The organism is Paenibacillus sp. J22P277 (assembly GCF_059383675.1).
In genome coordinates, this window is the sequence record NZ_JBXENS010000002.1 from 897,783 (window position 1) to 917,223 (window position 19,441).

A 19,441-nucleotide genomic window follows, 5' to 3' on the forward strand; every position below is an offset into this window, starting at 1 on the left:
AGAGTCTCCGGAAAAGCTCGAAGACTCTTTGCGTTTCTCGGCCGCTTCTGCATGCTTGCCGCCGATACGTGCCCGACTTTACTGAAGCTGCAGCTGTTCCATCAGCAGGTAGATCACTTTCGCGCTTTCCGCGCGCGTCGCCGCGGCGCCCGGCGCGAAGGCGTTGCCGGCTTGTCCCGTCATCAGGCCGAGCGCGAACGCCTTATCGACGGCTTCTTTCGCCCAAGCGCTGATCTGCTTCTGATCCTTGAACGAAGACGCGCCGTTCGCGTCCTTTGCCGCTCCTTGCCGGAACTCGAGCGCCCGAATGACCATGACCGCCATCTCTTCGCGCGTGACTTGTCGATTCGGCGCGAAGCTGTCCTTGCCGACGCCGGTGACGACGCCCGCTTCGACCAATTGCGCGACCGCGTCCGCGTACCAGCTGCCAGGCTCCACGTCCTTGAAGGCCTTGCCCGCGTCCGAGGTCCCGGACAGGCCGAGCACTCTGGCCAACAGCGTGACGAATTCCGCGCGGGTCGTCGATTTGCCCGCGCCGAAGCTCGTCTCCGACAGGCCGTTCACGATGCCGCGGAACGTCAGCTCCTGGATGTAATCATAGGCCCAGTTCCCGTCCGCGACGTCCTGGAACGGCTTCCTGAATGCCATGACGACATACATGCCCGGACGGTCGACGGATGCCGTATAGACGCCGCCGGAGAAGTCCCCGCCGATCCACGTCGCGGTTCCGTCCGCTTCGATGCGGTAAATGCCCGCCAGCTTGTCGTTGCGAACCGAGGCAGCCGCAAGGCTGATCGTGACCGGCGCTTTGATTTGATCGATCGCCGTGAGTTTGCCCGCTTGGTCGCGAATCGCGAATTGCAGATGAACCGTCGCGCCCGTCGCGGTCATTTCCGCGCCGAGCTTCTTGCCGTAGCTCGCTTCCGCGCCGTCGACGGTCGCCGCCGCAACGCCTTCCGTGCGGACGATCAGCGCGCTGTCATCCTTCAGCCGTTCGCGCAGGGAGGCCAGCAATGCCGCGCCAAGCGTAAGCTGCGTGCCGTCCCCGGCCCGCACGGTCACGTCGCGGCTGCCGATGGCATCCAGCACGTCCTTGGAGAGCACGGCTCCGGATTTTCCGCTGCCGATCGTCAGTTCAACCTTGGCGTCGCCGGAAGCGATGGCATTCGCGGCAACCACGACCAGATTGTCATCGGCCGGCGTCGTGCCGCCCGATCCCGATCCCGGATTCGCCGGCGGGGTCGTCGGCGGATTCGTGCTGCCTCCGTCGCTTCCGGTGGAGAACCGCCAGATATCCGACAGCGTCTTGCCGTTATTCGCGTCCGTCACCGCCGCATACCAGTCGTATGTCCGATTGGCCGCCAAATTGCTCCAGTCCGCCGTGGCCGTCCCGTCATTCTGAACGCCCTGCCGGCTGCCGATCACGGCGCTGCCGTAAACGTTCAGGCCGATATAATCGGTCGCCACCTGTTTGCTCGGATTTTGCACCGCGTAAGGGAATTCGAAATCGTCCTTGCCCGGCTCGTCGAAATAGTTGCTGTCGTCCAAGTAGGCCGAGTAGGTGCTTACGTGCACGTTGCCCTCGGACAGGTTGAAGTCCAGGAAACGCATATAGCCTGCGCCGCCTTGGCGGCCGGATTGGTAATCCGCGAGCATCTCTACGACCGTATGGTCGCCGACGTGCTTCACGTTGAACGCGACCCCGTGCAGATGTCCGCACAAGACCATGCCGACGTTATCGTTCTTCGACACGATCTCGTTCCAGATCATCTCGCCTTGGCCGGAGTAGTCGCCCGTCGGGGAGATGTATTCGTGCGTGCCGATGATGACGTAGCGGTCCGGATACTTCTTCAGCACCTCGTTCGCCCATTTCACCGTCTCTTCCCGGACGTTCCAGCCCAGGTACATGATCAGGAAATCCTGGCCCTTGGCCGATACGAGATCGTAATGGTCGCGGTTGTTGTTCAGATCGTCGCCGTATGTCGGCTGATCCTCGAAACGGTCGCGGCCGAAATACTTGTAATACTCGGCATAGTTGCCCTCGTCGTGGTTGACGTCATGGTTGCCCGTGACGACGCCGTACGGAATGCCGGCATCCTCCAGGTACTTCATGCTCTTGCTTGCCACGGCCCACTCGTCCGGACGGTTGAAGTCGTCGACCAGATCCCCGGTATGGATGGCATACGCGATCTTCTTGTCTTCCTTATGCTCGGCGATGTATCTCATCTCGCGATCGTAGATCTCCGGATAGGAGTCGGAGTAATACTGGGTATCGCTCGCCCATGCGAAGCTGAAATCGACGCCGTCCGCCGCGGTCGGAACCAAATCTTGTATGAGGACGTGAACTGTCTTGTCCCTCACCATGTCCGAGACGCTGACGCTTGCCTTCAGCTGGAAATCCTTGTCGCCGACGCCGGAAGCCGCCGCGACCCATTTGCCGGTGTTGTAGTTCCACGTGTACATCGTCACTTGCCGGTCCGGCAGCGAGTGCCCTTCCCATACGACTTCCACCTGCGCGACCGCCTCGGGCTCCTGGTCCAGCTTGAAATCGAAGCGCTGGTACGGGAACAGCCCCTCCGCGTCCGTCGTGTAGTAGCTGCCGTCCTTCTTCGCCACGCCCGCGATCGCTTCGCCCGAGAACGGCGTCTCGCCTTCAGGGCTCAGCACGAGCGGCGGTTCGCGGTCGACGGCGTTCGAGTAGGCGTCGATGTCGCTCTGCTCGTTGAAATCGTACCTGTACGCCTGACCGAACGCCACGTTCATCGGATCGCCGTTCGGATCGCTGACCTTGACGCTCAGCTTCGCGTTGCGGTTCACGTTCGTCGCATCCATGGCCGGCGACGGGTTCGTCGGCGCGTTCGGCTTGTCGTTGTCGACCTTGAACGCGGCGGTGCGCACTGCCGCGTTGCCCGCTTTGTCGAGCGCCTTGACCTCGAAGACGTGATCGCCGATCGCAAGCTCTGCCGCATAACGCTCGAGCGGCAGCTGGATCGCTTCGCCGTCCAGCGCAGCCGTTACGCGATCGATGCCGGAAGTCGCGTCCTTCGCAACCGCGTCGAACGTGATTTTGCCGGCGTAAGCCTTGTCCGCTTCGATCGAGTAGCTGTCGAATACAGGAATCGTATTATCTACGATCGCCTTCGTGCTCAAAGCGTAGTTCCCGTTGGTCAAGTCGAACGCGTGCTCGCCGTCCGTCAGCGCAGTCGTATCAAGCTGGCTTTGAACGCCATGAAACGCGCTGTCCGGAAGATCGACCGTCAGTTCCATGTTCTCGTAATAGTTCGTGCCGTCGCCGATGGAGTTCCGGGCATCCGGGTTCAGCGTCGCGTACTCGTCCACGTTCAGCTTCTTCCCTCTGGCCGACACGATCGGCTGAACGGTGCCGTCGCCAAGCAGCAGCTTCACGTTCTGAATCCGGAAGTCGTCGTTGTTGCCTTCCGTGTCCGTCGGCGATTTGCCGTTGCCGGCCGAGATCGTGACCGTGTTGACGCCCGGTTTGAAGAAGCGCTTCGGCAGCGCGACGAATGTCTCGTCCAGGTAGCTGGCGTTCGGCAGCATGACGGCGACTTCGCCGTTGATGAGCACGCCGTCCTTGAGCGACGCCTGCATGTCGTCCGCGCGGAACGTCAGATACACGTCGTCCGTCATCGCTTTGCCGGTCGTCAGCGCTTTGCCGTCCACCCTCAAGCCGAGCGGTTGGCCGGCTGCGTCGGCATAACCCCGAAGCAGCGTCGTTCCGCGCAGGAAGGCGCCCTCCTTCAGTTCCAGCCGCAACGGAAGCGGCGTAATCGGAGCATAAGTCAGATGGTTGTCCGGTGCTCCGCCATCCGTGGATGCCGCGACGTTCTGGCCGTCGGAAGCCTCGACGTAATAATCGACGCCGGTCGCTCCCAGCAGGCGTTCTTTCTCCACGGTTACCGCATACCGGTTAGGATCGGCAGCCGATCGAACCATGTTTGCTGCGGCATAGACCGTATCCCCGCTGCGCTTGTAACGGAGCGTGACGCGTTTGACCGGCTGCGCGTCGGTGACGTCCGCCGTGATCGCGAGCGGACCGAATACCTGCGGCGCATCGATCGACGGCACCGAAATCGCGGGCTTTGCCGCATCCGCTTCGACCTGAACCGCATCATCCGGCACTTGGCCAGGATTCAGCGCGCCAGGCGTCGCTTTCTGCTTCGCGGCACGCTTGTACATCTTGTTCGAGCCGTCCTTCGGATATTCGTAGACGAGGCTCGTGCCGTCATCGTTGACTTCGTCCTCTTCGACGCTGAACCACGCCTGCGAGATCGCGTTATGCACGTGATCGACCGGCGAAGCACTGTCCGGCGCGATGATGATCCGGCCTTCGTCCGCGTTCGACATGCCGATGGAATACAGGGACGTCACCTGCGCATCCGGCAGGCTGCTGCCCCAATGCTTGTTGAAATCCGCCGTCAGCATGTTCTTGCTGGCTTCCGATTTGACCCATACGACGGCCGTGCCCTTCGAAGGAACCGTCAGGTCCTGATCCAGGTCCCATCTCATCGTCGTGCCGTGGTAGTACTCGTAGACGATCTGGTAGTCTTTCAAGTTCACCGGCTTGTCGCCGTTGTTATACACCTCGACGTACTCGTAGGCATCGGCTCCCTTGCTGTCCGGAACGAGCTCGGTAATGAGCAGCGGCGGAACGGCGGCGCTGATGCTGTCGAAGACGCGGATGTCGTACGGCTTCGCCTCGTCGACCGGATTGCGGCTGGCGTGCGAGCCGTCGGTCGCGTCCATATAGTAATAGATATGCGTGATGCCCTGCAGCGCCGCCGCGGGAATGACCGCTTGATACGCGCTGCCGACCGCGAGCGTCATCGGGACGGACGTGTATTCCGCGTCTTTCTCCGATTTGTAGTGCAGCGTCGCGTCCGTTACGGCCTGATCGTCCGTAATCTCGGCGGTAATCGTCACGTCCTGGATGCCGGTGGAGCCGACCGCTTGATTATGCACGATGAGCGGCGCCAGGAAATCCTGCGGCAATTGAACCGGAGCGGACGGTATTTGTTCGCTCAGCAGCCGGCCCGGCGTAGGCGGCACCTTGCTGGCCAGCTTCGCCATCATCAGGCTGCCGTTCGGGTCGACGCCGTACGTCACGCCGGTGTTATTGAGATCGTCGGCGTTGCTTCCCGTCACGTTGTATTGGGCGGACACGACCGTCTCGCCGGACTTGGCGACGATCGAGATCGTGCGGCCCGGACCGTTCTCCAGGTTGCCCTCGCCCGTGAAGTCGGCGAAGTCGGCATCCGTCAACGCCTGCTCCTGCGGAATTTTGTACGCCTCGTTGAATTTGCCGATCGTGCCGTTGACGTCCGTCGAATAGGCGCGCAGCACCATCGTCTTGCCGGGCAGGATCGTTTTATCGTCCTTGAACTCCCACGTCCGGACCGGCGTATTGTTCAAGTCGCCCGTCACGATGCGGTACTGATTGAGCGGAACGGGTTTGTCGCTGTTGTTGTACAGCTCGATGAACTCCCACGGCGCCACGTCGCCGCCGCTGACGTTCGGCGTGTTGAAGACGATCTCCGATATGAGCAGATACGGCTGCAACTGCGGCGCCTCTACGATATTCAACTCGTACGAAGCATCGGCTGCTTCCGGGAGACGGGCGGTGCCTGCCGCATTGGCGGCCTCGATGTAGTACGCCACTTTATCCGTGCCCTGCATGACGGATGCCGGAATGATGCCCGCCGCGGCGGAATTTCCGGCGCCGGCATCGGTCACGTTCATCGTTACGGCCGCGTAGTCCGCATCGTCCGCTTTCTTGTAGTACAGCTTCGCGGACGTCAACGGCTCGGCGCTGTAGACCTGCGCCGTCACGGAAAAGTCCTTGGCCGTCGTCGATGTCGCGGCCGGCGTGTACGTGATGACCGGCGCCGTTACCGGGTCCGGATCCGTTCCGGGTACCGGGTTGACCGCTGCCGGAACCTGGCCTTGCGCCACGGTGCCTGGCGTCGGCACTTGCTTGGCGGCGATCTTCACCATTTTCTTGCCGCCCGCCGGGTCATAGCCGTACATGACGCTTTGGCCGTTGCCATTGTCGGCGGCCTCGGTTGCGTTGATTGCGGCGTCGTTGTACATGGCGGTCGAGATCAGTCCGTCATCGGCCGCGCGCTTGAGCGAGACGGTGTAGGTTCCGGTATTCGGCAGGTTGCCGCCGGCGGATTGATCCATGATCGCCGAGTGCTCCTCGGTAAGCGGAGCCGCTTCCAGCCTATATGCCGTATTGAATCCCTCCAGCGTTCCGTCCGCCGTATCGACCTTGCCTCTTACGACGATCGACTGCCCGGGCTGCACGACTTTATCGCTTGGCAGGGTCCATTTGTAATTCGTGGTCGAATTGTAGTTCTCCCGATAGACGTAATAATCGCCGAGCGTTACGGGTGCCGAGCTGTTGTTGTACAGCTCAACGAATTCCCAAGCGTTGATATCCGCCCCGCTGGCAGGGTTGGCTGAATTGAACACGATCTCCGTAATGAGCACATCCGGCGGCAGCGCCGCGGCTTCCGCGTTCGCCTCCTGCGCGGATAAGCTTGTGACAGGTACCCCCGTCACGACAAGAGCGGCCGCCATGATGCCTGCCGCAAGCTGCTTCGCTTGTCCCTTGAATCGTTTCATCTCCCGTTTCATCTCCCGTTTGCTTGATATCGAACGTATGACGCATGGCTCATCATAGCGCGCAAGCACAGGGCTGACTATTGACATTTCATTCGTTTTTTCGCGGTTTTCGGGGAATTCCGCGGCAGGGGAGGTTACCGTAAGAAATGGAAAGGATCGAAAAAAAAGAGAGGCATTTGTTAACGCTGCGATAACGATTCGCTAATACATCGCGAATCTTCAATGGCTACACTATAGAGTAAACTGCTTTAGCGCGGCTGCGTCGGCAATGGTCGGCAATGTATGTGGGGGGAATGCGTGCATGAACAAATGGACGTCCAGACTGGCCGGAACCTCCGCATTCACGCGGGTGTTCCTCTGTTTCCTGACGGTGATTCTCATCTTCTGCCTGTTCTACGGACTGGCCTTCTCCTATTTCAAGACCACGGTCAAGCACGACATCTTCGAGCAAAACCGAGCCGATCTGCGCCACGCGTCCGAGCGTTTCGACGCTTACATGAATCGCCTCAAAACGCTCTTGTTCGAGATCGCCGAGAACCGGGACCTCATCGAATTCAATCATCAATTGATGCAGGAGCCGGCCGGGCAGGCGGATTTCCTGAAAGCCAAGAACGTGATCCAGCGCCTGAAGGATGAAATCTTCAACGACCAGAACAACCTGGAAACGATGCTCGTCCATTTCGACTCCGCGCCCCTCGCCTTCTCTCACCGGGGCAGCAGCAGCACGGACTTCATGTTCGGGGAGATTTATGCGAGCGCCGTCTATACGCCGTCGTTCTGGGCCGCGCAATTCAAGGCCGATCCGGGCTATCGCCTGCTTCCCGTCGATTCCTTCCGAGTGAACGGCCAGCCCAAATCATTGATGCCCCTCGCCTTCCGTCAAGCCGGGAGCCGCTTCCAGCTGGTTGCGCTGATGGATATCGAGAAGGCGTACGAGGAATATACCGGCGACGATGCGCACCGCGAATTCATCATCTTGAATGCGGACGGCACGGAAGCGTACCGGGGCGGAGCCCTGCCGGAGGCGCAGCTGCCGGCGCTTGACGGGATGGAGAGCGGGGACGTCGTCCAGCGCGGCAACTATTATTTGCTCGAACGGACACCGGACGGAGCCGCGTATATCTCGGTCGTATCCGCGTCCTATGTCGCGAAGCAGGTCCATCATTATACGAACGTGCTGTTTCTCATTCTCGCCGGTTCCTTGATCCTTGCGCTTGCCGCGGCCTGCGTGTTCAGCCTTCGTATTCAATTGCCCGTGAAACAGCTGCTGTCGGCCGTGATCGGCGGCATGCGCAAGCAGCCGGCAGGCGCTCGCGCGCCGAAGGAATTCGGCTTGATTCATGACAAGATCAATGACCTCCTGGACGAGAAGGAACGGATCGACCGGCTCATTCAGAAGCAGCGGTCCGTTCTCAAAAACTACACGTACATGAATCGATTGAAAAGCATTCCCACGGATATCGGAGAAGGGGAAGATTTGGCCGCCGCGAACGATAGCTACATCGTGGTCTTGTTTACGCTCCGGCTTTACAGCGCCCCGTCAACGCTAGCCGGGCAAGGGCGGGAAGCATTCGTTCGCCAGCTGCTGGAGCGCGTCCGCCTCCGGATCTCGGACCGGTTTCCCAGTACCGACACGTTTCAAATGGAGGCGAATCAGATCGTCTCCGTCGTCGCGGACGCGGAGCGCGAGCCGCTCACGGCGCTGCTGCACGGCCTGTTGGCGGCCCTGAGCGACGAGCTGGGCGAAGGCTCGCTCACGATCGCGGTCAGCGCGGGATTCGGACAAGCCGCCGAATTCAACCAGGCGTACCGACAAGTGCTGGCGCTGAGCCGGCAGGCCAATCTGACCGGGGGAAACCAGCTGATCGCGGATGCCGTCGACCGCGTGCCCTTCTTGTTAAGCGCCAAGCAGGAACAAGCCTTGCAATCCTGCCTGCTGGCCGGCAACAAGCAGGGCGCCCTGCAGGTCGCGGGGCAGCTGCTGGAGCAGCTGCGCCGGAATAGTTCCAGCCGGCGCCATTACGAGGAATTGGGGATCGTCCTGCGCGCCAAGATCGAATCGCTCATGGAACCGCTTCAACCGGGAATGGAAGCTTTCGAGCAGCTCCGGCAGTTCGCCAGGAAAGCGGATGCCTGCTTCGCGTTCGAGGACTTCGAACGGTATTACGCCGGCTTGATCTCGCTCGCGTCTTCCCTCATCCTGGACAAGAAGGACGAGCAGGATCCCGTGGCCGCGCTCGTGATGGATATTTTGAACACCCGCTACGCGCAGGACTTATCCCTCGGCTATCTCGCGGATATGCTCAATATGTCGAGCACCTATCTCTCCGTGTTCATCAAGGAGAAGACGGGCGCCAATTTCAGCGAGCATCTGAACGGGATCCGCGTCCGCAAAGCCCAAGAGCTCTTGATCGGGACCGAGCTGACGATCACGGACATCAGCCGGCAGGTGGGCTATTCCAACTTCACGTCCTTCAATCGCATGTTCAAGAAGCAGACGGGCATGGCTCCTACGGAGTACCGCAAACAGCAGCTCTCGAAAATCTATCGGATCGGGTGATCTTATGAGGAATCACGCAGCTATCCAGGCGCGGAGCTCGGCCTGGCGTTGGCTGGCCTATGTCCTGGCCGCTCTTCTCTCCATGAATCTGCTGTCCGGCTGCTCGAACAGAGCGGAAGCGCTGGATGCCGAGCCGGGGAACGCCGATCAAGCGGATTGGCCGCTCGTGCGGCAGCCGCTGTCGCTGACCTTCTTCACCGGCACGGATCTTACCGCTGATTTCGAGGATACGCTGGTATGGAACGCCTATGCCAAGAAGACGAATATGCAGGTGCATTTCGACCGGGTACCGTTCGCCGCGCTGGAAGCAAAACGCAATCTGGCCTTATCCGACGGCACCTATCCGGATGCCTTCTACGCCGCGCGCCTCACGCCCAAGGAATTGGCGCAATACGGAGGCGAAGGACTTCTTCTCCCGCTGGACGGGCTGATCGAGGGGTACGCGCCGAATTTCAAGAAGCTGATGGACCTGTATCCTTTCATCCGCACGGGACTTACCATGCCGGACGGCCATATCTATTCCTTGCCCTCGTTCTACGATCCGAGCCTGCTGTCCATGCTGGTCGGCGTGCCGCTGTGGGTCAACCGCGACTGGCTGTCCCGGCTCGGCATGGCAGAGCCGACGACCGTCCAAGCATTCTATGACTATCTGAAAGCCGTGAAGCATACGGACCTCGACCGCAACGGGGCGTTGGACGAAATCCCGTTCTCCGACAACGGCATCGGCGATCTGATCAACCAGCTCAAAGGCGCATGGGGCCTCGGCAACCGCGGGCTCGGGCATCCATACGTGGACGTGGATCCGAAGACGAACCGTTTGCGCTTCACGCGATCGGAGCCCGGGTTCAAGGAGCTGCTGATGTTCCTGAACAAGCTCTATAAGGAAGGCCTGCTCGATCCGGAAATTTTCACGCTCGATTATCAAGCTTTGCTGGCCAAGGGCGCATCGGGCAAGCTCGGCGCGACGATCCTGCCCAGTCCCGAGACGCTGATGAACCGCCGCGAATACGTCGGCTTGGGCGCGCTGGCCGGACCCCGCGGGGACAAGCTCTATACCCAGGTCAAGGTGCCGATGGTCCACGTAGGCGCGTTCGCCATGACGAACAAGAATCCGGATCCCGAAGCGACCATGCGCTGGATCGATTATTTCTACGGCGAGGAAGGGGCGACCTTCTTCTTCATGGGACAGGAAGGCGTCACTTACGAGAAGTCCGCGGACGGGGAGCTTGCGTACAAGGAGGACATCGTCCACGGTCCGGAAGGGCTGACGCATGACGAGTCGTTGGCTCGCTACGTAACTTGGCTGGGCGGGAGCTATCCCGGCGTGGTCCGGGAAAAGTATTTCAAAGGGTCGGAGACCCTCGGTCCGTCCATGGAGGCGGCGAAGAAAGCAAGTCCGTACGTCGTGCCGGAGATTTGGTACAACTTTAATTTCACCCCGGACGAACAGGAGGTCATGTCTTCCATCGGCCAAACCTTGCAGGCTTACGTCACCGAGACGGAAGCCAAATTCGTCAACGGAACGCTTCCTTTCGCCTACTGGGACCAGTACGCGAAGGATCTGCGGCTCAAGGGGCTGGACGCGTACATGGAGGTCTACAATAAAGCTTACGAGCGGTACGAACAACCGAGGTTCGAATAGACGCGAACCCGCGACAAAAATGGATGAAGCCTCCGACCCGGAACGCCGGGTTGGAGGCTTCTTTTGCCTTTTTCGGCTATGGCCGGCCAGTCTTAGCGCCGATCCAAATCCAGGGGCCGCATGGTGCGCAGCTTCTTCTTCGCCCGGTGAATCCGGGTTTTGACCGCGCCGAGGGTCGTGTTCTGGGCATCGGCGATCTGGTTGTAGGACATGCCGTGTACGTACAAGAGCAGCAGCGGCTGCCGTAACTTCGGCTCCAGTTTATCCAGCATGGCAAAGGCATCGTCGACGGGCGGGTACCGCCCGCTCTCGCCGCCGGCCTCGGCGGTTCCGGCCCATCGCTCGATTTGCCCCGTCAACACGACCGCGCGCCGCGAATGCTTCCGGCAATAATCGATGGCCTTGTTTCTCGCAATCGCTTTGATCCACGCCCGCTTGTTGCTCAGGCCGTCCACCGAAGCGAGATGGGCGAAAATCTTCATGAAGACCTCCTGCGCGATATCCTGCGCCAGATGCCGGTCCTTCACGAAGGAATAGGCGACGCGGCAGACGAGGCCGTGGTATTGCCTGTAGAGCGTATCGAACGACTCGTCCGCCGCGCCCCGTTCCATCATGCGTAGGTTCATGTTCATGATCACCTCTTCGTCATGCCTACGAGCCTGCGCCCGGCTTCGATACTTCAACCGCGTTCTCATACTCCTCGAGCGTAAGTCCCTGTTCTTGAATGGCCGCCGCCGTATCGTCCCCTACGTACCGGATATGCCAAGGCTCGTAAATATACCCCGTGATAGCTTGTTTGTCCTTCGGATAACGAATGATGAAGCCGTACTCGTGCGCATGCTCGGCCAGCCATGCGGCCTCCGGCTTATCCGCGAAGCACGCCGTTGCCTGGCAGGTCCCGTCCGCGCCCGACACGTCGATCGCAAGTCCCGTCTCGTGCTCGCTTGTCCCCGGAAACGCGCTGTACGTCTCCGCTTTCTCGAGCCCGTCCTCGCGAACGTAGGCATCGAACAGCTCCTTCTGCCGCTTATGCGAACGGTAGGCCGATACGCCCGCCAGAGGCATGCCGTCCTTCTTGGCCGCCGCGAACAGCCGTTCCAGCGCTTCGGCCGCCTCCTTGCGCATCATGCGTTTCTCGATTTTCTCGCTGAACGTGAATTTGACGTCCGGGTAGACGAGATCGCCGGGCACGTAGTCGTCCGGCAGCATGTGCTGCTTATTGACGAGCGCCGTCACGGAATCCGGCTCGGCCACGGTTTCCCTTGCGTTTGCGCCGCCGGTCGCCGCGCCGTCTTTGCCGGAAGCGACTCCCGTGTCCGCGCCGCCGTTCGCGTTCTTGCCGGCAGCGGGACCGGTTCCCGGATTTCCGGCATTCGCGTCTTGGCCGGCATGCTGTCCGGCTCCCGAAGCCGCGTCCTTGCCGGGAACTTGTCCGTTGTCCGTGTCTCCGGAGGCCGTGCCGCCCGCGGCGTCATGCCCGGACCCGGACGCGACGCTGCCGGCGGCGGTCGAATGAAGCGGCCAGCCGTCGCAGGCCGTTAACGTCAGCATGATTGCCGCAAGCAGCAAGGGTACAAGCCATTTCCTCACCATATCGTTCTCCTTTGTCGCGGAAGCGGAATAAGCCGCTCCCTGGTTGTGGGTTACCTTCAGTGTAACGGCCGCCTATTGCCAACTGACGCAGAAATGTATCCAATCTGCGGCTAACTTGTATACAGATTGTAAAAACATGCTCCTGTACATAATAACGGCAGCATCTCCTGCTAAGATGAATGTGACGCTATCACGTGCAGATGGAGGCATCGGATGAGAAATCACAAAATCTTGATCGTCGAGGACGAAAAGGCGCTGGCGGAGCTGCTCGTGTACGCGCTCGAGCGGGAAGGCTTCCAGGCGCTCAGCGCAAGCGCCGGACAGCAGGCGGCCGAGCTTGTCCGCGCGAACCGACCGGATCTGATCCTGCTCGATCTGATGCTGCCCGACATGAGCGGCTTCGATCTGTGCCGCATCGCTTCCCGGGAAGCCTGGAATATTCCAATTATCATGCTCACGGCCAAATCCGAAATGGTGGATAAGCTGCTGGGCATGGAGCTGGGAGCCGACGATTACATTACGAAGCCGTTCGACGTGCGGGAAGTGATCGTCCGGATCAAAGCGGTGTTTCGCCGCATCGAGCAGGTCATGGGCCGGACGGCGGACCAAGCGCCGCCGGAGGCGCTCATTGTCCGGAATACGATCGAGATTCTCAAGCAGCAGCGCCTCGTTCGCCGGGACGGCGAGAAGATCGAGCTGAAGAACAAAGAGTTCGAATTGCTGCTGTTCTTCGCCGAAAACAAAGGCATCGTCTTCACGCGCCCCCAGCTGCTGAACCGCGTCTGGGGCTATGACTTTGCCGGCGATACGCGTACCGTGGACATCCACGTGCAGCGGCTGCGCAAGAAGCTGGACCATGCCGACGAGGTCTCGATCATCGAGACCGTCTTCGCCGTCGGCTACCGCATGCCATGAAGCGCCCGCGCGGCATCCGCCTGTCCATCCGCGACAAAATGCTGGTCTCGTTCACGATCGTCATCGTGGCCGGGCTGCTGTCGCTCCTTCTCGTCTCGATCCGGATCACGGAACAGAACGTTTCGCGGATCATCAGCCAAGACAGCGTGCAGGTCACCACGACGATGAACTTATACATCAAGCAATATTTCATGACCAAGAACATGGCGATGGACGAGGCCGCATTCCGGACCGAAGCCGACGGATTGGTGAAAGAGCTGAGCGCCGCCGTCGGCGAACCGGTATCCGTCTTCGACGCGAAGGGCGGCGGCCTGTCCGCGCTCAACAAGAGCCTGCCGCCGGCCTCCGGCGATTTCGGCGAAGCCTTGCGCGGGAACGTCGCCTACTCGGTCGCGGGCGCCGGTTCGGCCGCGTCGGTCAGCTTATCGCTTCCCGTCAAATCCGGGAGCGCGCAGCTCGGCGTGGTCAACATGGTCAAGGGCTACTCCGACCTCCATGACTTCACCGGCCGGTTCCTCGCCGCGCTGCGCTGGTTTGCGGTGGCCATCTTCGCGCTCGTCTTCCTGACCGCCGCTTGGCTGGCCAGCCGAATCACGCGGCCGATCGAGACGCTCTCGCGCAGCCTCGGCCGGGTCTCCCAAGGGGTTTACGAGCCCGTCCCGCTCCGCGGGGGCCAGGACGAGATTCAGCGGCTCACCCGCGTATTCAACGGCATGGTGGAGAAGATCCGGGAGCAGATCGCCACGATCGAACGGGAACGGGACGCGCTCCAAATCACGCAGGCCATGAGCAAAACCTTTTTCGACAATGTCACCCACGAGCTCAAAACGCCGCTCACCACGATCCGCGGCTATGCGCAAATCATGGAAGAGAACGGCTTCGCGGATAAGCCTTTCTTCGATAAAGGCGTGCGTTACATCATCGAGGAGAGCAAGCGGTTGAACGACAAGGTCGTGCAAATCCTCGCGTTCTCGACCTCCGGCACGGAACGGATCGCCTACCGGTCCGATCCCGTGGATCTGACCTCGCTGATCCGGAGCATCTGCGAGGATATGCGGGTCAAGGCCGGCAAGTACGGCATTGCCATCCGCTGCGAAGCCGAGGAAGGCTTGCTGCTGCGCGGGGACCAGGAGAAGCTGCGGGAAATGCTCCTGAACGTCATCGATAACGCGATCAAGTACGGCGGCGCGGATACGGAGGTCGAGGTTCGGGGGGATCGCGCCGAGACGGGAGCGATCCGCGTTCGCGTCATCGATCAAGGTCCCGGCATACCGCCCGAGCACATCGCCCATCTGTTCGAACCGTTCTACCGCGTCGCCGGCGACAAACAGGAAGAAGAACGCGGCAGCGCCGGACTCGGACTCGCGATCGTGCGCACGATCGCGGAGCGGCACGGAGGCCGGGTGCGGATTCGCAGCGCGCCCGACGCCGGCACGACGCTGACCATCGAATTGGGGGGCGATCCGCATGCTTAACAGACGCCATTGGCGCCAAGCCGTCTTCCGCACGCTGGGGCTGGCCGGGATCGCCGCGCTTATTGCCGTGTCTTTCCTGGGCATCGGGGACTGGTACATGCGCTCCTTGAACGAGAACAAAACGATCGTGCTGGACCCGTCGTTTTTTCCGGCGGCACCGGATACCGGCTTCCGCATCGACGGCGTCCTCAAGCGAGCGCTCTCCGACGCCGCGACGAGCGTGCTGCCGCTCGGCAACGACCGTCTGCTCACGGTTACCGAGGATCTCCGGAAGGACGATGCGCTCACGAGCAGCCTGGCTGTATTCGACGTGACCGCCAACCGCTCCGAGGCGATCCTGACGGATACCAGCTTGCGCAGCTACGCCCTCTCGCCGGACAAATCGACGCTCGTCTACCATACGGGCTTCGAAGCGGACAACAAGACGGTATGGTACGATTTGAAGAACATGCGGGAACTGGATAGCCGATTGAACTACGATGAGGGCTGGGAAGCGTGGCGGCATATGGTCGACGACGACCGCGCGGTCGAAGTGGAGGGCCAGGACGTCGTGCTGCGGGACCTGCGCGCCGGGCAGCCCGGACGCGTCATTGTCCGGATGTCCGATCTCGATCGTTACTTGAACGACGGCAAGAAAAACGGAGGTTACCTGACGGGAAAGCCGCTCGCGCTGATGCCTTCCTCGAATTTCAAGCGCGTCTACCTGCAATACTTCCGTCCCGACCTCAAACAAAGCGTCTTTCTCTCCGTGGACGCGGCATCGGGCGCCGTCGCTTGGGCAGCCGCGGGAGAAATTCAAGCCTTCGCCCCGCTGCGGAACGACGGCCTGCTGCTCGCCGGCAGCATCGGCGGCGTCGCGGGCCTGTACAGCGCCGAAGGCGGCCGGAAACCCGTCCTGCTGGCGGAGGGTACGTATACCAAGCTGGCGGTCAATCCCGCCCGGGACGTGATCGCCTACGTGAAAACGGACAGCGACGGCCATCAAAATGTCATGGTCGGCCGGCTAAGCGGCCATGCATTGACGGACGAATTCAACGTCTATTACGTGCCGAACTTTGTCCGAAGCCTGGATTGGAGCCCGGAGGGAGAGATGCTGTTCGGGGTCACCGAGGACGTCGGCGGGAGCGAGGTGTATCGCTTCGAGCTGCATTGATGACGCGTGCGGTTGACTCCACGGGGCGCCTCGCCGGGCGCCGTGCTCGGTGCAGAAGCGCAAAGGAAGCGAACCGCGGCCGAGTAGCGTTCGCCGTCTGCCGGTCGGCTGAATAACGCTCGACATTCGTTCGTATCCGCGACAAAAAACCCCCGCCAGCAACGCTGACGGGGGTTTTTGTTATATTTTCTATAGGCCCGGTGGGGGTCGAACCCACAACCTACCGGTTAAGAGCCGGTTGCTCTGCCATTGAGCTACGGACCTGCAATAAATTAGATTATACAACATGCTTGGACGATTATCAACCCGCAACTTGGACTTTGGAGATATTCACCTCGCGTACGTCTCCCGGCGCGCATTATGGCACGGAAGGCGCCCCGGATCGGGACGCAGCACGATAACGGCGGAACAGCAAAAATCCACAACCGCGCGCGGCTGTGGATATGAATTCGGCGTATGAACGGCAAGCGAACGGGCAAGCAAGCCCTGTCCGAAAATAGCGCTCAGGCGAGCTTCAGCCGGCTGCGGCCCTAGCATGCGAGACCGTCCGACCGAGCCATGCCCCGCACGGATCTAGGTGTCCGTCTTCATGTTTTTCAGGGCGGCTTTCAGGTCATGCTTGGAATCGAGCAAGATCGGGAGCTCCTTCATGCTATGGACCATCGGAGATTTGCATTGCGTGCAAGTTGGAACGTCTTCAAATGAATAATTCTTCCTCATCCAACCGTTGCAGCCTTCCTTCGTGCACGACCAGATGGCGGTCATTTCGTTCGGATAATCCTCTGCGGGCCGCTTTCGAGAAAAATACATAGGCAAGTCGTCCTCCCTTGTGTGAACCTCATAAAAAAAGCCACATCGCAAAAAGGTAGCATCGCAACCCTTCAGTATGTGACATTACGTCTCCTATACGAGATCTTTATTATACCACAGTTTTCCGGAAATGGCGAACCCATATTTTGGATAAGCTCGCATGGACAGCCATTTTCCGCTACTCCCGTGCGAGAATTTCGTCGATCTCGCTTTTCAACAGCAGGTACCGATGAACGTTTCGCATGATCGACACCTTGGTGAGTTTGTTTTTCTCCACGTAGACCTTCATGTTATCCTTCGAGAGGCCCAGCATTAATCCCGCTTCCGTCACGGTTAATACGACCTCGTTGCTGGTGGCGTTGAACGTTTCCTTCGCCTTTAGATTCCAATCGTTAAAGCGCTGCATAGACGGTAACCTCTTCCGTTTCGATTTGATCCTATCCGCCCATTATACCATGAACTTGCCGGATACATAAAACAAACCGTTGCGGGAATCATTCCTAGGCAGCGCTTCAATGCCTATGCTTCGTCAAATAGACATGCTCTTTCTTGAGCCTGACCTTCTCCCGGTCCTGCTCGATCTCGTCCTTCAGCCTCATTAAGCACGTTAAACACAGCTTGCCCTGCCGGATCGGCTCCGCGCACAGGTCGCACGCATCGGCCAAATTCGGATAATCGTACACCCTGAGTCTGCCCCGGCGGATCAAGGTTCGAATCCTCGCCTCCGGAATCGCCGTCAGCTCGGCCGTTTCCGCGTTGCTTAGCTGGCGATCGTTCTTCAACGCGCGTTCGATCGCGATGATTTGTCCTTCTTCTTCAGCCGAGCACTGCATGCACATATTGCGAAGATTCTTCTGAAACACCTTGCCGCAACCAGGACAATTGGCCACCGGGAGTTCTTTGGACATGATTAACCTCGCTGATGATCGTTCTATTGCACTGATCATAGCATGGTCCGGATGAAGATTCACTTCAAATTCTTCCAAATCACGGCGTCCTAATCGAACCCGCCCTGACGGTGCGAGACGTCAACGATCTTTCGGTTGCCCGGTTTGGCCTCCATCGGAACTCCCCCCTTTCCCGCCCAACTGCTCCAATAAATCACGGATTGCCTGCGGCAGCGGCACGCCGATCACGCCCAAGTTCTTGATGATCGAGACCCCCTCGCGTCCGCCGTAAAAATAAATCGCCGTCGCGCGAAAAATCGGCATCCCCGGCTGGATCCAATCGTCCAGCAGCGAGGCAAGTCCGACAACGAAGAGGCAGACTATTTTGCGGATGCCTCCCCAATACATCACTTCGCCGTCGAGCTTCTTCAGCCGAATCGCGCCAAGTACGCCGGTTACATAATCGACGAGCATGAGCACGAGCAGCACCTGGAGCGTTTTATCCCAACCGCCGAGCCAGCTCGACACGCAGACGCCGACCGACGCGGCGGCGGAGCCCCAGACGGTTTCCTTGCCGCTGCCCGCGGCCGTCGAGTTTACGAACAGCATGCATGCTTTGAATGGATTCAAATAAGTTCCCTCCTTTTGATAGCGAACAGCCTCGCTGCGCGCGATAACTCGTCTGCAGCCGGATTATCCGGCCTAGTTTAACGCCATGCGACAGGGCGAAGCGACCGTTGCCGGCTGCATGCTTCATCGCTCGCCAACTTTCTTACACTAGCATCGTAACATGATTTTTCGAACATATGTTCCTATTTCTGTTCGGATTCCGTCCGATGTTTGTCCGATCGCCGCGTCACGGCTGCAGCGGCAATTGCCGGATGATCAAACGAAAAAGACGAGCAGTCGGCGGCTGCTCGTCTATAAATCGTACTTTGAGAATGCTCTTATGTTCGGAATCAGCGACGAATCACGATACCGCCCAGGCTGTTTGATCCGTCTTTTTTGGTCTAACCTTTGCCAATTCCATGAAGTAATGGCATACTAGCATAATAATACGTTTTACGAACATACGTTCCTTTATTGGTGCATTATTATTCCGTCGTTTATGCGGTCCGTGCCCGTGCCTTTAATCTACTTCTGTCACGCCGGTTATTGCCGCATACTCCTCCAGCGCCTTTTGCCGCCAGGCGTACAGGGTCGAGCGGGAGATCCCGAGCTCGTACATGATGGCCGCGGGCGTCTTGTCCTGCACGAACTCCAAGCGAAGCAGCCGGCCGTAGTCGGGCTTGTACTCTTCCATGACGTCCAGCGCCCATTCGATCTGCTGCTTCTTCTTCTCCAAGTCCTGCAGCTCGCTGATGCGATCGAGGACCTCGTCGAATCCGTCGCGCGCGCCGGAACTCGCTTCGATCACGTGCTCGAACTTGCCGGCCAGCTCCCGCCGCAGCCGCTCCTCCTCCGCGTCCATGGCTTGGATTTGCCGGACTTCCTGCGGATGATCGTCCTGTTGGATCGACTTCAAGTACAGGCCGTTCCCGACCGGATGCCGCTCCAAAATTTTGATTCGCGCGATCAATCGCTTATACGTTCGCAGCCGGTCGAGGACGGCCTGCTCCGTGCGCCCGTGCGCCGTTGTTTTCTTTGCTTGCCCGCTCATATTCTCACGTCTCCTCCATGGGTAATTGATAATTAAATTATCATCGATGACAGCATTTTTTTACGCCCCGCAGCAAGAAATGCGTTGACTTGTAAATTTAA

General features: G+C 59.8%; 13 protein-coding genes and 1 tRNA gene. 5 read left to right on the plus strand and 9 right to left on the minus strand.

Annotated features, from left to right (window positions below):
• Positions 1–78 precede the first annotated feature (78 nt).
• A complete protein-coding gene (locus AC50YL_RS08680) occupies positions 79–6,645 on the minus strand; it encodes a lamin tail domain-containing protein (protein WP_494831038.1) in 6,567 nt (2,188 codons plus the stop codon).
• Between the two features lie 301 nt (positions 6,646–6,946).
• Here AC50YL_RS08680 and AC50YL_RS08685 point away from each other — a divergent pair, with 301 nt between their 5' ends.
• Both AC50YL_RS08685 and AC50YL_RS08690 read left to right on the plus strand, forming a co-directional pair.
• Positions 6,947–9,205: a helix-turn-helix domain-containing protein gene (locus AC50YL_RS08685; RefSeq protein WP_494831040.1), complete on the plus strand. Its 2,259-nt coding sequence runs from the start codon at positions 6,947–6,949 to the stop codon at positions 9,203–9,205.
• A gap of 4 nt (positions 9,206–9,209) precedes the next feature.
• Positions 9,210–10,847 carry an extracellular solute-binding protein gene (locus AC50YL_RS08690; protein ID WP_494831042.1) on the plus strand — a complete coding sequence of 546 codons (1,638 nt, stop codon included), beginning with the start codon at positions 9,210–9,212 and terminating at the stop codon, positions 10,845–10,847.
• Between the two features lie 92 nt (positions 10,848–10,939).
• Here the strand turns inward: AC50YL_RS08690 and AC50YL_RS08695 are convergent, their stop codons facing one another.
• A complete protein-coding gene (locus AC50YL_RS08695; protein ID WP_494831044.1) occupies positions 10,940–11,479 on the minus strand; it encodes an RNA polymerase sigma factor in 540 nt (179 codons plus the stop codon).
• A 19-nt stretch (positions 11,480–11,498) separates the two neighbouring features.
• Positions 11,499–12,440: a M15 family metallopeptidase gene (locus AC50YL_RS08700; protein WP_494831046.1), complete on the minus strand. Its 942-nt coding sequence runs from the start codon at positions 12,438–12,440 to the stop codon at positions 11,499–11,501.
• Between the two features lie 213 nt (positions 12,441–12,653).
• Between AC50YL_RS08700 and AC50YL_RS08705 the strand changes: the two genes are divergently transcribed.
• Genes AC50YL_RS08705 through AC50YL_RS08715 form a run of 3 tightly spaced genes read left to right on the plus strand, consistent with a single transcriptional unit; the run spans position 12,654 to position 15,983 of the window.
• Complete coding sequence (locus AC50YL_RS08705; RefSeq protein ID WP_494831048.1) at positions 12,654–13,355, plus strand: response regulator transcription factor; 702 nt, start codon at positions 12,654–12,656, stop codon at positions 13,353–13,355.
• Positions 13,352–14,830, plus strand: a complete 1,479-nt coding sequence (locus AC50YL_RS08710; RefSeq protein WP_494831050.1) for a sensor histidine kinase — start codon at positions 13,352–13,354, stop codon at positions 14,828–14,830. The genes AC50YL_RS08705 and AC50YL_RS08710 overlap by 4 nt, the downstream gene beginning before the upstream one ends.
• Complete coding sequence (locus AC50YL_RS08715; RefSeq protein WP_494831052.1) at positions 14,823–15,983, plus strand: hypothetical protein; 1,161 nt, start codon at positions 14,823–14,825, stop codon at positions 15,981–15,983. Before AC50YL_RS08710 ends, AC50YL_RS08715 begins: the two co-directional genes overlap by 8 nt.
• 192 nt (positions 15,984–16,175) lie before the next feature.
• On the opposite strand, the gene AC50YL_RS08720 is transcribed toward AC50YL_RS08715, so the two are convergent.
• The 6 genes from AC50YL_RS08720 to AC50YL_RS08745 form a co-directional block, all read right to left on the minus strand.
• Positions 16,176–16,247: transfer RNA gene (locus AC50YL_RS08720), tRNA-Lys, on the minus strand.
• A 309-nt stretch (positions 16,248–16,556) separates the two neighbouring features.
• Complete coding sequence (locus tag AC50YL_RS08725; RefSeq protein ID WP_161743101.1) at positions 16,557–16,793, minus strand: cold-shock protein; 237 nt, start codon at positions 16,791–16,793, stop codon at positions 16,557–16,559.
• A gap of 178 nt (positions 16,794–16,971) precedes the next feature.
• Positions 16,972–17,199 (minus strand): helix-turn-helix domain-containing protein, encoded by a 228-nt coding sequence (locus tag AC50YL_RS08730; protein WP_161743102.1) that lies wholly within the window; start codon positions 17,197–17,199, stop codon positions 16,972–16,974.
• A gap of 106 nt (positions 17,200–17,305) precedes the next feature.
• Positions 17,306–17,701, minus strand: coding sequence for a hypothetical protein (locus tag AC50YL_RS08735; RefSeq protein WP_494831055.1), 396 nt, complete (start codon positions 17,699–17,701; stop codon positions 17,306–17,308).
• Between the two features lie 120 nt (positions 17,702–17,821).
• The gene (locus AC50YL_RS08740) at positions 17,822–18,310 is read right to left on the minus strand and encodes a phage holin family protein (protein WP_494831057.1); all 489 of its coding nucleotides are present in this window, start codon (positions 18,308–18,310) and stop codon (positions 17,822–17,824) included.
• Positions 18,311–18,809: 499 nt separating this feature from the next.
• Positions 18,810–19,340 (minus strand): DUF1492 domain-containing protein, encoded by a 531-nt coding sequence (locus AC50YL_RS08745; protein WP_494831059.1) that lies wholly within the window; start codon positions 19,338–19,340, stop codon positions 18,810–18,812.
• Positions 19,341–19,441 lie beyond the last annotated feature (101 nt).

Bases quoted from the DNA above. Each gene is read 5' to 3' on its own strand.
- AC50YL_RS08680 (WP_494831038.1), bottom strand. From the start codon at position 6,645: ATGAAACGATTCAAGGGACAAGCGAAGCAGCTTGCGGCAGGCATCATG.
- AC50YL_RS08685 (WP_494831040.1), top strand. From the start codon at position 6,947: ATGAACAAATGGACGTCCAGACTGGCCGGAACCTCCGCATTCACGCGG.
- AC50YL_RS08690 (WP_494831042.1), top strand. From the start codon at position 9,210: ATGAGGAATCACGCAGCTATCCAGGCGCGGAGCTCGGCCTGGCGTTGG.
- AC50YL_RS08695 (WP_494831044.1), bottom strand. From the start codon at position 11,479: ATGAACATGAACCTACGCATGATGGAACGGGGCGCGGCGGACGAGTCG.
- AC50YL_RS08700 (WP_494831046.1), bottom strand. From the start codon at position 12,440: ATGGTGAGGAAATGGCTTGTACCCTTGCTGCTTGCGGCAATCATGCTG.
- AC50YL_RS08705 (WP_494831048.1), top strand. From the start codon at position 12,654: ATGAGAAATCACAAAATCTTGATCGTCGAGGACGAAAAGGCGCTGGCG.
- AC50YL_RS08710 (WP_494831050.1), top strand. From the start codon at position 13,352: ATGAAGCGCCCGCGCGGCATCCGCCTGTCCATCCGCGACAAAATGCTG.
- AC50YL_RS08715 (WP_494831052.1), top strand. From the start codon at position 14,823: ATGCTTAACAGACGCCATTGGCGCCAAGCCGTCTTCCGCACGCTGGGG.
- AC50YL_RS08725 (WP_161743101.1), bottom strand. From the start codon at position 16,793: ATGTATTTTTCTCGAAAGCGGCCCGCAGAGGATTATCCGAACGAAATG.
- AC50YL_RS08730 (WP_161743102.1), bottom strand. From the start codon at position 17,199: ATGCAGCGCTTTAACGATTGGAATCTAAAGGCGAAGGAAACGTTCAAC.
- AC50YL_RS08735 (WP_494831055.1), bottom strand. From the start codon at position 17,701: ATGTCCAAAGAACTCCCGGTGGCCAATTGTCCTGGTTGCGGCAAGGTG.
- AC50YL_RS08745 (WP_494831059.1), bottom strand. From the start codon at position 19,340: ATGAGCGGGCAAGCAAAGAAAACAACGGCGCACGGGCGCACGGAGCAG.